A 14,305-nucleotide genomic window follows, 5' to 3' on the forward strand; every position below is an offset into this window, starting at 1 on the left:
TTACCTCCTAGTAGTTATGCGGCACAAGCGTATCCTCCGCAAGCAGTCCTATAGATGAATAAATCCGATCATATCACATCCATGATTAGGCAAACAACGGATTGCGCCGCAATTCCCTCGCCGCGTCCTGTGAATCCAAGCTGTTCAGTCGTTGTTGCCTTTACATTTACTTGGGTGATGTCTGCTTCTAACGTTTTTGCGATAATTTCGGCCATTTGCGGGATGTATGGCAGCATTTTGGGACGCTGTGCAATAATTGTTGAATCAATATTGCCCAGCTTATAACCGCGCTCACGCACTAGCTTCCATACGTCTTCTAGCAGCTTGAGACTATCAGCATCTTTGTAGGCAGCATCTGTATCAGGGAAATGCTTGCCGATATCACCAAGCCCAAGTGCACCTAATATAGCATCCGTTATCGCATGCAGAAGCACATCCGCATCTGAATGGCCGAGAAGACCTTTCTCATATGGAATGGTTACCCCACCAATAATGCATGGACGTCCCTCCACCAATTGATGCACATCAAACCCTTGTCCTACTCGAATCATCCTTGCTCACCCTTCCCCTCTGCCCGATCGGCACGACGCTTCGCAAGCAGGAACTCTGCCCAAGGCAAATCCTCTGGCGTCGTTATTTTTAGATTGGTATATTCCCCTTCCGCGACTGTAACACTTACGCCTAAGCGCTCAACCACCATCGCGTCATCCGTACCTATGAATTGATCTGCCATTGCACGTTCATGCGCCTCCTGCAGCAAGACACGCCGAAAAGCTTGCGGCGTTTGTATCGCCCACAAGCTTCGACGGTCCGGCGTCGAGACAATCACACCCGCATCATTCACTTGTTTGATCGTATCCTTCACCGGAACGGCAAGAACGGAAGCTCCACTTTCCTCGGCCTGTGTACAGCATGTACGAACTGCCTCCTCTGTCACTAACGGGCGTACACCATCATGCACCATTACCCAATCCGTTGATAGCTCCTGCAGCCCGCAGTACACAGAATGCTGACGCTCTTTGCCTCCCGCTACAACTGCCGTTACCTTCGTTATCCCATATTCGCTCACCCAATTGCGGCAGCGTTCTACATCATGGCTGCCGACAACTAGTACAGCTTCCTTAACCCAAGCAAGTGACTGGAACAGCTCCAGCGTATGTACAAGGATAGGCTTGTCTGCCAATTGCAAATATTGTTTACTTTCCTTCGTGCCCATCCGCGTGCCTTTTCCAGCCGCTACGATGATGACTCCCCAATCTGCTCCCATGCCTTCGACCCGCCTCACACTGTGTTAAAGAATAGCCCTCTAAGGCTGCATGCACAGCCGGCTTATCCTTCACCGCGAAACGAGCTTTTGCCGCCATGGAGCGGCGTCAGCCGTTTGCGCTTAAACAATAGTACTATCATACCTTGTTACAGCGCTTTTTCCAACAGCTTCGGCTTGGCAAATATCATTCTTCCCGCAGAGGTTTGCAGCACGCTCGTCACGAGCACTTCCATTGTTGTGCCAATATATTCGCGTCCGCCCTCTACTACGATCATCGTGCCGTCATCCAAATAAGCGACGCCTTGCCCATGCTCTTTGCCGTCTTTAATCACTTGAACGATGATTTCTTCTCCAGGCAGTACAACCGGCTTCACAGCATTGGCCAAATCATTGATATTAAGGACGGATACGCCCTGTAGTTCACAGACCTTGTTTAAATTGAAATCGTTAGTCACAACCTTGCCATGCAGCGCTTTAGCAAGCTTAACAAGTTTGCTGTCCACTTCACCTATTTCTTCGAAATCCCCTTCGTAAATAAGGACCTTCACATCAAGTTCTTTCTGAATCTTGTTCAAAATATCGAGCCCGCGCCGTCCTCGGTTTCGCTTGAGAAGATCGGATGAGTCCGCAATATGCTGCAGCTCCTCGAGCACAAACTCCGGAATAACAAGCGTCCCTTCAATAAAGCCAGTCTTGCAAATATCCGCAATTCGTCCGTCAATAATAACGCTTGTATCGAGAATTTTATGCTCCTCGTAACCACCCGCTTCATCAACTGCCGGAGCAACTCTCCGCTTCTCCAGCATAGCAGCAAAGCCATCGGCCATCTCCTGCTGCTTGTTTAAGCCAATACGCATGCCTAAATAACCGAAGCATACCATCATAGCTGCTGGAATCAAACTTCCTAAGCCACTGAGGCCAGATACAGCGGGATAGATCAAGACGGTAAGCAATAACCCAGCAAGAAGACCACCTGTACCTGCAATGAGCTGCTGCATCGGAAGCGCGGCCGCTTGCTCTGCTCCCTTTTGCATATAGCGGATAATTTGACCTGCAAGCATCGTTGCCACAACAACGCCAAAAACCGCGCCAATGGCTACATTCATGTAATAAGTGCCAGACCGCTGCAGCATTCCGAAGGATGAGCCAGACCATACGGCCGCTCCGTTCACCCAACCGTATACCTCACCGCCTGCCATACCACCGAATAACATCCCCATTAATTGAATAATTCGTCTAACCATTATGGTTCACCTCCACTACAATTATGTTCCAATAATTGCCTTGTTAACCGTGCGGTGCCCTATTATTTGCAAAGATTTATAATTTCTAATAATTCACATTTTGTAAACGGGCAGGATCAAGCTTATAATGGAATTAAAGTTTTCAACATAAGAGGTTGGTGAAAGAGGTGGAACCGATGAGTGCTCCTACACTGGATCAATTTCAGCAGCAAGTCTCTGAATTGCTGCTTAGGCACCGCAGCTTACTAGATGTCATGTCTAAATTCGGACAGTCCGGTGCTTCTGTCAATCGAGCGGTCACGAAGGCCGTAACAGATTGCGGGTGTATCGAGCTTAATGCCCGGAAACAGCAATATTCAGATGAATTGAATCTTGAGAACGCCAAAACGACGCTGCAAAGCCATCTTACCGGCGCGGTATGCGAGCATTGCCGCGACGCGCTTAAGAATGACCTGGGGCGCAACCTGTTTTATATGACAGCTTTATGCAACTTGCTAGATATTCAACTGGATGAAGTGATTGCCGACGAATACGACAAATGCTCCACTTTAGGCCTGTTTAATTTAACTTAGAATTTGATTGAGAAGAAGCTTTGGGGCGGTGTTCCATCCCCAAAGCTTCTTTGTATTTGAATTTTATTTGTCTTGCCCGTGTGTGCAGTTAAAGTACAGCGCCATTTCTTCTTCAGGTACATGCAGAACGATATCTACTATACTCGCATCAAATTGCGTATTCCGATTGCGAGCCAACTCTGCATAGGCTTCTTCCACACTAATTGGTTCCCGATAAGGCCTTATCGACAGCATAGAGTCCAAAGCATCGATGACTGCGCATGCTCTTGCGAATAAAGGAATTTGTTCAGCTCGTCTACCATCTGGATAACCTTTTCCGTCATAGCGCTCGTGATGATACCTTACTAATTGCATAATATCCTCACCGAGGAAATCGTGACTTCTCAGAATATCCTCACCGTACACCGTATGCTTTCTCAGCACGCTCCACTCCCAGTCGGTCAAACGCTCCTTTTTGTGTAAAATATCATTCGGCACTCTCGTTTTCCCTACATCATGGAGGAAGCAACCCCGTATAAAGGCCGCTCCTTCTGCTTCATTGATTGGCAAATAAGGCGCCAGTATTTCAGCCAGCAAAGCAACTCTGACACAATGCCGGTATGTAGACGGACTCTTATACATCAAGTATTTCATCCAACTGCCTGCGCTCGTCTGCTGTAAAGAAATCACTTCCGCATAGCCTGGACTGATCGTCATCCGTTTCTCCTCTTCCACCGAAAAAAATCAAAAAACTGGTTATTTTTATAACTTTTTTTGTAAAATGAAGTCTGTAGATTAGAAAAAATATGCATACAGCGAGGTGTCGCATAATAACAGTTATACGACAACATGAGGAGGATATTTAGTGAGGACCGACACGATTACCGAGGAAAACACCGTATTTCAGTTAAGGAGAGAAAAAGAAACTGGATTTACAGATGAACAAAAAATCCAAATGTTTTTGAGCAGCCGGAGTCAATCGGAGCATACCTATAAGAGCTATTTCAGAGCGATCGAGCGATTCCGCTTATTTATATCCTACAGAAATTTGAATGAGGTTTCTTGGCGAGAAATCGAAGCGTTCAAACTTTATCTCATGTCTATAAAAAATGAAAAGAACGGATTGCCGTTAGCACCCGCTACCATATCCTCTATTATTGCTGCATTAAAATCATTATATAAATGGGGCTGCGATCCCAATATCAACTTATTCAATCAGAACCCAACTAGCAGCGTGCGTCTTCCCATTATTCCATTAACGAGCAAGAAGCATTTTTTGACGAAAAACGAAGTTGGCAAACTACTTCACCATTTGCAACACAACAATAATCGGAACTATTTAATTGCGTTGAGCCTTCTTCTGCTTGGGCTGCGGGTCTCTGAGCTATGTGCACTTAGATGGTGCGATTTTTATTCCGATCCGCTTGAATCCACCGTCTGGCTAACGATTACGAAAGCAAAAGGCGGGAAAATCAGAGATATTAAAGTCCCTCGTCATTTATGGACGCTTTATTCAAGCTACCTGGATGCTCATCCTCATCTAAGCAACAGCTCAGAATCCATCATATTCGGCATCTCCTCAAGACAAGTCGAACGGATGATCAAAAGCTCCTGTCTCAAAATCGGTTTGGATAAGCCCGTTACGCCTCACTGGTTAAGGCACACCAACGCAACGCTTGCTCTGTTAAACGGTGCATCGCTTCAGCAGGTGCAGGAGAGCTTGGGGCATGCCCATATCAATACGACCCAGCGCTACCTGCATACGGTTGAGCAACTCACCAAATCAGCATCTGATTATGTCGAGGACTTGCTGATCGGATATATCTAACGACCAGAATAAAAGGTTCTTTTTACCTAGACAACGGGACCTCACGTTGCTATGATGGTATTAATGTCATATAATAGTAATGAATTTTGCAGTACTTTGTGTCTAAATTTGTCGTATAACTGTTATTATGCGACTTCATCTTTATAATTATTATTTTATTTTCGGTAAATTTCTGCTGCGAAACGGTAATCAACGCAAATATATAACTAATAAACAAAAAATAGCGATTCTAAACACAAATTTTTGTGATTAGAATCGCTATTTTATTGTAACGTATATTCAATATCAGCTTATTATGCTGGCTTTTCTGATTTAACCGTATCATCGACAACTTCTTCGCGTTTTTTCCGTTTCCGATTACGCTTGGGCAGCCTACGATCAACGTTTTTTTTTAGGCCGTACAGCGCATATAACAGCAGCGGCACAAACAATATTTTGGAAAGATCATTTTTGAAAAACAAACCTAGCACTACAGCAACAACGATAATGATTGGTACAACCCAAACGGCGCTCTTGGGAATGCCAACTTTTTTGAAATTTGGATACTTAATTGTACTTACCATAAGCAAAGCAAGTACTATTGTACTTGTTAGCAGCACCGAAACATAAATGTCGTTTTTGAATAACGCCAAGGTGGCTAGAACGCCTCCAGCAGCCGGTATCGGCAAACCAATAAAATATCCGGGTGCGCTTGAAATAACATTGAAACGGGCAAGACGCAAAGCACCGCATATAGGAAACAACGCTGTAACAATCCATGCTAAAGCTGGATTAAGATCTTGAAAAGCGACTACATACATAATAAATGCCGGTGCCACGCCAAACGAAATTACATCGGATAACGAGTCAAGCTCCTTACCGAATTCACTTTGAACGTTCAGCGCCCGAGCAACGCGTCCGTCTACACCGTCAAGCAGCATGGCGATTAACACCATCATAGCCGCTGTATCTGGTTTTTCATTAAATACAAGAATGATGGCGATTACTCCTAAGAATAAGTTCCCCACCGTGAGAAGGCTCGGTATCGATTTTGCGATCATCTTTTCCACCTCTTCTCTACTATGCCCCAAAACCACGAACGAATATAGATCCATTTACAGGACCACATTCAATCTATTGTATGGGATTTAGATTTGCCTGTCAATGAACATCTGCTCTTGTATCCGTTTAAGTCCCTCTTTGATAGCTCGTGCACGAACTTCACCAATGCCTTCAACTTCATCTAATTCCTCGATAGTCGCCATAAGAATATGCGGCAGTCGGCCGAAGCGCTCAATCAAATTATTCATAATAATGAGCGGCAATCTTGGAATTTTGTTAAGCAAGCGGTAGCCGCGAGGAGAGACAGATTCATCATTCATATTGTTCGTATGTGGGTAGCCTATCAAACGGATGATCGGTGGCGCATCCAGCAGCTCATCAGAGCTCAGCTTTTTGAGACCTGCCCGAATTTCCCGAATCTTCTCGTCTGAATTCTCTTTTGCATAATCCTTAATTAAATACCACGCATCTTCTTCCACACCGCCAACCAATTCGTCCATTTGCATACTGATGAGGCGGCCTTCCGTACCAAGCTCAATCACATAACGCTTAATTTCCATCTTGATTCGAAGCACCATCTCCACCCGCTGGATAACATGGGCCACTTCCTGCAGTGTTACCAATTCCTCGAACTCAAGAGCCGATAAGTTAGTAAAAGATTGGCTTAATACGGCTTTGTATTTCTCCAGCGTTTGAATGGCTTGATTGGCTTTCGTTAGAATAACGCCCATATCCTTCAACGAATAGCGAAGATTGCCTTGATAAAGCGTAATAATGTTACGGCGCTGTGAAATCGAAACGACCAGCTTACCGGTCTGCTTCGCTACTCGCTCTGCCGTACGGTGACGGATACCCGTTTCGATAGACGGAATCGAGCTGTTCGGAATAAGCTGCGTATTCGCATACAAGATCCGGCGCATATCTTCGCTCAATATAATGGCACCGTCCATTTTGGCAAGCTCATACAAATAATTGGGCGAGAAATCACAGTTAATGGAGAAGCCTCCATCTACGACTTCCATCACCTCTGGACTGTAGCCTACAACAAGCAAGGCCCCCGTTTTAGCCCGAAGCACGTTCTCAAGCCCATCACGAAAAGGGGTACCTGGTGCGACTAATTGCAGTAATTGATTCATTATTTCAAGCTGAGTAGGTTCCTTCATCATCTGCCCCCCTATCCAAGCGCTGCCTTTAGTGCTTCTGACACTGTGGTTACGCCAATAATTTCTATGCCTGCGGGATGCTTCCACCCTTTCAAACTTTTCTCTGGCATAATAACGCGTTTGAATCCTAGCTTCTCGGCTTCCTTAACACGCTGTTCTGCACGCGATACTGCCCGAACCTCACCAGTTAGTCCTACTTCACCAAAAACAACATCATAAGGCTTCGTCGGCGCATCTCGAAAACTGGAAGCGATACTAACTGCCGCAGCAAGATCTACTGCTGGTTCGTCAAGCTTCACTCCGCCTGCCACATTCAAATAAGCATCCTGTGTTTGCAGGAACATGCCGTTTCGCTTCTCAAGCACTGCGATAATAAGCGCCAAACGGTTATGGTCAATCCCTGTTGACATTCTTCGCGGTGAAGGGAAATTCGTTGTAGCAACAAGCGCCTGAAGCTCCACTAGGACAGGTCTTGTTCCCTCCATGCTGGCGACGACCGTAGAGCCCGATACACCCAGTGGACGCTCCGACAAGAACAGCTCAGAAGGATTAGAAACCTCTCGCAGGCCTTCTTCGCCCATTTCGAAAATCCCAATCTCATTCGTTGACCCGAAACGGTTCTTGACAGCACGCAATATCCGGTACGTATGATGTCGTTCCCCTTCGAAATAAAGGACGCAATCCACCATATGCTCAAGCAATCGAGGCCCTGCAATGGCACCTTCCTTCGTTACATGGCCGACCAGAACTGTAGCAACTCCTTTGATCTTGGCAACCCGCATGAAATGTGCCGTGCACTCGCGAACCTGTGACACACTTCCTGGAGCGGATTGTACATTCGGGTCATACACCGTCTGAATGGAGTCAATGACGAGAAAATCCGGCTGTACCGATTCGATCGCTTCATTAATGAGTTCCATATTGGTCTCGCACAGCACGTATAGTGATTCCGTCAATGCACCGAGGCGATCAGCCCTAAGCCTTGTTTGCCGTACAGACTCCTCTCCAGAAATATAGAGAACCTTCAGCCCTTTGACAGCAAGAGCGTGAGAGGTCTGCAGCAGCAGCGTCGATTTTCCAATGCCGGGATCTCCGCCGACTAGGATAAGCGAGCCTGGCACAACACCTCCGCCCAGTACTCGATTAAGCTCAAGCATCCTTGTTTCGATGCGAGGCTCTTGCCCGCTTTCTATATGTATGATGGACTGCGGCTTTTCTTTCGCATGAAACGAAGACAATCCGACGCCCTTCGTCTTCACAACGGTTTCCTTTTCTTCCACCATGGAATTCCAAGCGTGGCAGCCCGGGCATTTACCTAGCCATTTCGCCGACTCTGTACCACATTCGGCGCAGACAAACTTTGTTTTAATTTTGGCCATTTTGTACTCCTTAAACGTTATGGGTTAGCATGAATCGTTAAAGCCATCCCTAGCGATTATGCCGAAAATGACGCTTCTTAAAGTTTACCATTTTATCCCCCATGTATAAACCCACATTGCGAACGAAAAAAGATGATCACTCATCTATAATTCGTTTATTATTCGTTTCTTACAGCTAAACCTATTCTTTTCACGCCTTATCATTTTTATCCACAGACTTAGTAACAAGTTATCAACATTATCCACAAGTCATCAACATATCCCCATCTACCATCTAGTTACTACTGCTCATAAAAAAGGCTCCTTTATCCACAGTGGATAAGAGAGCCTTAGGAGAGCCTTAGGATAACCTTGGTTACCATCTATACTTTCCTTCTATAAGTTATTAAGCCCGACATTCCTGCAGATTAAGATTAAATTCCCGATTGCCTAGCAACCAAAACGCGATGTGTAGAAAGTTGGGAGCCAAGCATGACACATTCTGTTTGCTGCCCATCTGTCGTTTGCTGCTTACCTCTATGTGCATGAGCTTGCCGGAAGGAATCACTGTTTACCCAACCTTCGAATGACGCTTTTTTCTCCCATGTCGTACTGACCTTCAACTCATCATAATCCTGCAAGCCTTCGGTCATGGACACCTCCATACGTACAAAGCCTGGGGATGAATCAATGCCTTTCGCATTTTGGAAACGTTCTGCCACCGTCTCGCCGTGACCTTTTTTTACTTTTATCGTATTGGTAACAACTATCATCGTTGTTCCTCCCATTCCATCTCATCCTATCTATTTATTATACGATAATGATTCTCATTGTCAATTATTAAAGCAAATAAAAACTGTCCCGCAAACATCTAGCCTGTTTGCGGGACAGTTGGTTAGCATATTTATTTCGTTGTGGATTCCTCTGGCTCTTGCTCAGGAATAGTCTTGCTAACGGTTAAGCCGCCGTCTTTCTCGTCAATGGTGAACGTATCACCTTTTTGAATTTTGCCCATAAGCAGATCCTCAGACAAGCGGTCCTCAATATGCTTCTGAATCGCACGGCGCAGCGGGCGCGCTCCATACTGCGGATCATAGCCTTCTTTGGCTAAGAACGCTTTGGCAGCATCTGTCAATAAGAAGTCAACATCTTGTTCACGCAGACGCTTGCGAAGCTCTTCTGACATAAGCGTAACGATTTGGGCAATATGCTCCTCCCCAAGTGAGTGGAACACGATGCTCTCATCAATCCGATTCAAAAACTCAGGACGGAAGCTTTTCTTAAGTTCTGCCATCACTTTATCCTTCATTTGCAAGAAGTCGCGTCCTGCATCCTGAACGGCCGTGAAGCCGAGCGAAGAGTTTTTCTTGATTTGGTCGGCGCCTACATTCGATGTCATAATAATGAGCGTATTGCGGAAATCAACAACGCGGCCCTTCGAATCAGTCAAGCGGCCATCCTCAAGCACTTGAAGCAAAATGTTGAACACTTCAGGATGTGCTTTCTCTATCTCATCAAGCAGTACTACCGAATAAGGTTTACGGCGAACCTTCTCCGTTAATTGACCGCCTTCTTCATAGCCAACATAACCTGGAGGCGCTCCGACTAGACGGGACGTGGAGTGCTTCTCCATGTACTCCGACATGTCAATCCGTATAACGGCGTTCTCATCTCCGAACATCGCTTCAGCAAGTGCTCTTGCCAGCTCTGTTTTACCAACACCAGTTGGCCCTAGGAAAATGAATGAACCGATAGGACGCTTGGGATCCTTCAGACCAGCACGAGCACGACGAATCGCTCGCGATACAGATTTAACAGCGTCTTCTTGCCCAATAATACGATCATGAAGAATATCTTCCATTTTGAGCAGCCGTTCGGTTTCACCCTCAGCCATTTTGCTTACAGGGATTCCAGTCCAGCTGGCTACAACCTGTGCAATATCTTCAGGCGTCACTTCGGAATCGGTACGTCCTTGTTTTTCTTTCCACTGGTTTTTCGTGATATCAAGCTCTTCACGAATCTTTTGCTCCGTATCACGAAGCGCTGCGGCTTTCTCGAACTCCTGACTTTGAACTGCAGCATCCTTCTCTTTGCGGATATCCTCGAGACGGTTTTCAAGCTGCTTCAAATTCGGTGGTACCGTGTAAGAATTCAGGCGAACCTTCGAGCCTGCTTCGTCAATAAGGTCAATCGCTTTGTCCGGCAGGAACCGATCTGGAATATAGCGATCTGACAGCTTCACAGCTTGCACAATCGCTTCATCCGTAATTTTCACACGGTGATGGGCCTCGTAACGGTCACGCAAACCGTACAAAATTTGAATAGCTTCCTCAGGGGATGGCTGATCTACCGTTATCGGCTGGAATCGACGTTCTAACGCCGCATCCTTTTCGATGTATTTCCGGTACTCATCCAGCGTCGTGGCACCGATACACTGAAGCTCGCCTCTCGCTAGAGCCGGTTTCAGTATATTCGAAGCGTCAATCGCGCCTTCAGCTCCGCCTGCACCTATAAGGGTATGAAGTTCATCGATAAAGAGAATGATATTGCCAGCTTGCCGAATTTCGTCCATGATTTTTTTCAGGCGATCCTCGAACTCACCGCGGTATTTCGTACCAGCTACGACAGAACCCATATCTAATGTCATAACGCGTTTATCGCGCAATGTCTCAGGAATTTCATTTTCAATGATTTTTTGAGCAAGGCCCTCGGCAATAGCCGTTTTACCAACGCCCGGTTCACCAATCAGCACGGGATTGTTTTTGGTACGGCGGCTGAGTACTTGAATTACGCGCTCAATTTCCTTGCTGCGACCGATAACAGGGTCTAGATTCCCTTCCTTTGCATAGGCAGTCAAATCTCTAGCCAGACCGTCTAGCGTCGGCGTGCTTACATTTGCCGGAGAACCGTGATTGCTCGATACAGCCTCGCTGCTGCCTAACAGCTGCAATACTTGTTGACGAGCTTTATTAAGGCTTATGCCTAGATTGTTGAGTACGCGAGCTGCTACGCCCTCACCCTCACGTATTAAGCCAAGCAGAATATGCTCCGTGCCTACATACGTATGTCCAAGCTTTCTCGCCTCATCCATGGAGAGCTCAATCACTTTTTTCGCGCGAGGCGTATAAGCAATATTATTGGGCTGTTCTTGACCGCGGCCTATTAATGCTTCAACTTCATCCTGAATTTTCTCAAGTCCAAGTCCCAGCCCGATTAATGCTTTGGCTGCAATACCTTCGCCTTCACGAATAAGACCAAGTAAAATATGCTCTGTGCCTATATTGTTATGTCCAAGACGAACCGCTTCTTCCTGCGCCAATGCAAGCACCTTCTGTGCTCGCTCCGTAAATCTTCCAAACATCATAGTTACGCACCCCCATGGCCTTTTTCCACACGCAATTGATTGCGTATGAGTTCTGCTCTCCTGAAATCCCTCTGATCTGGACTCATCTTCTCATCGAAGGTTTGTTGTAAGAATCCAGGCTGTGTCATGACTAAGAGCTCATTTAACATTTGCGGTGTGACATCCGGCAATATGCCTAGGTCTGCACCGAGCCTTACATCAGACAGTCGCTGTGCAGATTCTTTCGAATCCATGATCTGGGCATGAGCTAATATCCCATATGATCTTTTCACACGATCTTCTGTTCTTAATCTTGAATCATGCATGAGCCGTTTACGTGCAGCCTTCTCATGTTCAATAATTTGTCTTGCTACTCCGTATAAGTTCTCAATGATTTCATTCTCCGACTGCCCTAACGTAATTTGGTTCGACACCTGAAATAAATTGCCAAGCGCCTCACTCCCTTCGCCGTACAATCCTCTAACAGCTAATCCAACCTGTGTTACCGCTGACAGTATGCGATTAATTTGCGACGTAAGCACAAGCGCTGGAAGATGCATCATAACCGAGGCCCGAATACCCGTTCCTACATTAGTGGGACATGTCGTCAAATAACCGCGTTTCTCATCAAAGGCATAATCCGCAAACTCTTCAAAAATATCGTCAATTCCGCTGGCCAATGCCCATGCCTCCTGGATTTGAAAACCCGGATACAGACATTGAATGCGCAAATGATCTTCTTCGTTAATCATTATGCTAACAGATTCGTTATCGCTCAAAATAACGGCCCCGCATCGCGAATCATTCGCTAAATTAGGACTAATTAAATGCTTTTCTACAAGCACCCGCCTATCAAGCTCACTCAAATCGGATAATACAATTGTTTCAAAAGAACCAATAGACTGCAGCTTGCCGCTCTGACTTACCTCAGTCAACTGATCCATTACATCCTTGGATTGCTGATTCGTTGCAAGCAGTGGAAAAGGCAGATGTCGTAAATTACGTGCTACCCGCACTCTGCTGCTTATGACAATTTCGGATTCAGGACCAGTGTCCTTCATCCAATCGCTAAGCGCATGCTGTGAGAATCGATGCTTAGTCAAAAGGATTATTCACTCCTTGTATGCCAGCCTACATGTCTGAAATTTTTCGTTCCAGCTCACGAATCCGGTCACGAAGCTGTGCCGCGCTCTCGAACTCCTCCTGATCTATCTTATCCTGCAGATCGCGCCTCAACTGCTCAATTTCCCGTTTGCACTGGATTTGGCCTCCTGAGCGCTTAGGTATTTTGCCGCTGTGTACGGTACTGCTATGAACACGTTTGAGCAGCGGATCGAGCTTGCTTTCAAACGCTTGATAACAGGAGCTGCAGCCGAACCGACCGATCTTGCTGAACTGCGTATACGTAAGGCCGCATTCCGCGCATTGAAGCGTTGGCTGCTTAATACCGACAATACCCGAACCGCCTAATTGCTCGAAGTCTAGAAGACCTGACAATAAGCTATGGATAGAAAAGCTATTTGGCGCACCAGGAATGCCTTCACCCTTCTCACGAGCGCAGCTTTCACAAATGTGAAATTCGGTTTTCTCACCATTAACGATTTTTGTAAAATGAAGCGTAGCCGGTTTTTGGCCGCATTCTTGGCAAAACAAGCCTGATCCCTCCTCCCGGTATAAACGGCTGTTCGTTATTTAACGAGCAGTGAGATAAGCATGGACCTAAGCAAGCGCGCTCTAATTTCATCTCTTAACGGCAGCTTGAGCGCGATGGTATCGCGGTGGACTGCCGCACGAAGCAAATTCCCTTCGCGCTTGGTAATGAGCCTTGCTTCCTCAAGCTGATAAATAAGTCCTTCCGCCGCACCTTGGTCCACGCATTCCCCCACCGTTTCTTCGATGTGGAATTGAATCGCCTTCAGTGCCGGAAGATCAATCCGCTGTATTCGGATATAGCCTCCGCCTCCGCGCTTACTTTCAACCATGTATCCTTTCTCCATGGTAAATCGAGTACTGATTACATAGTTGATCTGCGAAGGTACACAAGAAAATTTGTCAGCCAAGTCATTACGTTGAATTTCTACTGCACCCTCCGGACTATCCTGGAGCATATGCTTCAAATACTGCTCGATGAGATCGGAAATGTTTCGCAAACCACCAACCTCCCTGAGAAATAACCAATACAACTAAAATTGAAACACCTTAATATTAATGATCATACAATCAAATCAGTCATACACCAAATATTCGGACAATTGACTTTGACTTTCTTTGACCTTGATTTTATTATATGCAATTTCCGCAAAAGGTCAAGTGCTCCTTAAAAATCATTTTCTATTAGCTTGGTGTCGTTGCAAGCCGTTTATACATATCTCTATAGAAATTAAAATAAAAAACGGGTAAAACAAAAAACCTACCGCATAAATGCGATAGGCTTCTCGTGCTTGGCGACGTCCTACTCTCCCAAGACCCTGCGGTCTAAGTACCATTGGCGCTGGAGGGCTTAACGGTCG

15 protein-coding genes are annotated in these 14,305 nt (G+C 46.0%); 2 read left to right on the forward strand and 13 right to left on the reverse strand.

The window, feature by feature from the left end; translation table 11 throughout:
- Positions 1 to 68: 68 nt before the first annotated feature.
- From ispF to FGT79_RS29025, 3 genes are all read right to left on the reverse strand, one after another.
- A complete protein-coding gene (gene ispF, locus FGT79_RS29015) occupies positions 69 to 551 on the reverse strand; it encodes a 2-C-methyl-D-erythritol 2,4-cyclodiphosphate synthase (protein WP_138756307.1) in 483 nt (160 codons plus the stop codon).
- The gene (gene ispD / locus FGT79_RS29020; protein WP_138756308.1) at positions 548 to 1,267 is read right to left on the reverse strand and encodes a 2-C-methyl-D-erythritol 4-phosphate cytidylyltransferase; all 720 of its coding nucleotides are present in this window, start codon (positions 1,265 to 1,267) and stop codon (positions 548 to 550) included. The genes ispF and ispD overlap by 4 nt, the downstream gene beginning before the upstream one ends.
- 146 nt (positions 1,268 to 1,413) lie before the next feature.
- Positions 1,414 to 2,511, reverse strand: a complete 1,098-nt coding sequence (locus FGT79_RS29025) for a PIN/TRAM domain-containing protein (protein ID WP_138756309.1) — start codon at positions 2,509 to 2,511, stop codon at positions 1,414 to 1,416.
- A 176-nt stretch (positions 2,512 to 2,687) separates the two neighbouring features.
- Between FGT79_RS29025 and FGT79_RS29030 the strand changes: the two genes are divergently transcribed.
- Positions 2,688 to 3,083, forward strand: a complete 396-nt coding sequence (locus FGT79_RS29030) for a nucleoside triphosphate pyrophosphohydrolase family protein (RefSeq protein ID WP_138756310.1) — start codon at positions 2,688 to 2,690, stop codon at positions 3,081 to 3,083.
- 63 nt (positions 3,084 to 3,146) lie between these two features.
- On the opposite strand, the gene FGT79_RS29035 is transcribed toward FGT79_RS29030, so the two are convergent.
- A complete protein-coding gene (locus FGT79_RS29035; RefSeq protein WP_138756311.1) occupies positions 3,147 to 3,779 on the reverse strand; it encodes an HD-GYP domain-containing protein in 633 nt (210 codons plus the stop codon).
- Positions 3,780 to 3,927: 148 nt separating this feature from the next.
- On the opposite strand from FGT79_RS29035, the gene FGT79_RS29040 reads away from it, so the two are divergent.
- On the forward strand, positions 3,928 to 4,890 hold the full coding sequence (locus tag FGT79_RS29040) for a tyrosine-type recombinase/integrase (protein WP_246096678.1): 963 nt from the start codon (positions 3,928 to 3,930) through the stop codon (positions 4,888 to 4,890).
- Between the two features lie 293 nt (positions 4,891 to 5,183).
- On the opposite strand, the gene pssA is transcribed toward FGT79_RS29040, so the two are convergent.
- The 9 genes from pssA to FGT79_RS31685 all read right to left on the reverse strand — a co-directional run.
- Positions 5,184 to 5,930, reverse strand: a complete 747-nt coding sequence (gene pssA, locus FGT79_RS29045; RefSeq protein WP_138756312.1) for a CDP-diacylglycerol--serine O-phosphatidyltransferase — start codon at positions 5,928 to 5,930, stop codon at positions 5,184 to 5,186.
- Positions 5,931 to 6,017: 87 nt separating this feature from the next.
- The gene (gene disA, locus FGT79_RS29050) at positions 6,018 to 7,094 is read right to left on the reverse strand and encodes a DNA integrity scanning diadenylate cyclase DisA (protein WP_138756323.1); all 1,077 of its coding nucleotides are present in this window, start codon (positions 7,092 to 7,094) and stop codon (positions 6,018 to 6,020) included.
- Between the two features lie 11 nt (positions 7,095 to 7,105).
- Positions 7,106 to 8,473, reverse strand: a complete 1,368-nt coding sequence (gene radA, locus FGT79_RS29055) for a DNA repair protein RadA (protein WP_138756313.1) — start codon at positions 8,471 to 8,473, stop codon at positions 7,106 to 7,108.
- Between the two features lie 413 nt (positions 8,474 to 8,886).
- Complete coding sequence (locus FGT79_RS29060; RefSeq protein ID WP_138756314.1) at positions 8,887 to 9,225, reverse strand: antibiotic biosynthesis monooxygenase; 339 nt, start codon at positions 9,223 to 9,225, stop codon at positions 8,887 to 8,889.
- Between the two features lie 131 nt (positions 9,226 to 9,356).
- A complete protein-coding gene (clpC, locus tag FGT79_RS29065; protein WP_138756315.1) occupies positions 9,357 to 11,816 on the reverse strand; it encodes an ATP-dependent protease ATP-binding subunit ClpC in 2,460 nt (819 codons plus the stop codon).
- Positions 11,817 to 11,818: 2 nt separating this feature from the next.
- Positions 11,819 to 12,898, reverse strand: a complete 1,080-nt coding sequence (mcsB, locus tag FGT79_RS29070) for a protein-arginine kinase McsB (protein WP_138756316.1) — start codon at positions 12,896 to 12,898, stop codon at positions 11,819 to 11,821.
- A gap of 28 nt (positions 12,899 to 12,926) precedes the next feature.
- On the reverse strand, positions 12,927 to 13,448 hold the full coding sequence (gene mcsA / locus FGT79_RS29075; RefSeq protein WP_138756317.1) for a protein-arginine kinase activator protein McsA: 522 nt from the start codon (positions 13,446 to 13,448) through the stop codon (positions 12,927 to 12,929).
- A gap of 35 nt (positions 13,449 to 13,483) precedes the next feature.
- Entirely contained in the window at positions 13,484 to 13,945 is a 462-nt protein-coding gene (locus FGT79_RS29080; protein ID WP_138756318.1) for a CtsR family transcriptional regulator, read from the reverse strand.
- 174 nt (positions 13,946 to 14,119) lie between these two features.
- The coding region (locus tag FGT79_RS31685) for a hypothetical protein (protein ID WP_212758653.1) at positions 14,120 to 14,305 on the reverse strand (186 nt) is incomplete at its 5' end.

Source organism: Paenibacillus sinopodophylli, from assembly GCF_005930355.1.
Classification (GTDB): Bacteria; Bacillota; Bacilli; order Paenibacillales; family Paenibacillaceae; genus Pristimantibacillus; species Pristimantibacillus sinopodophylli.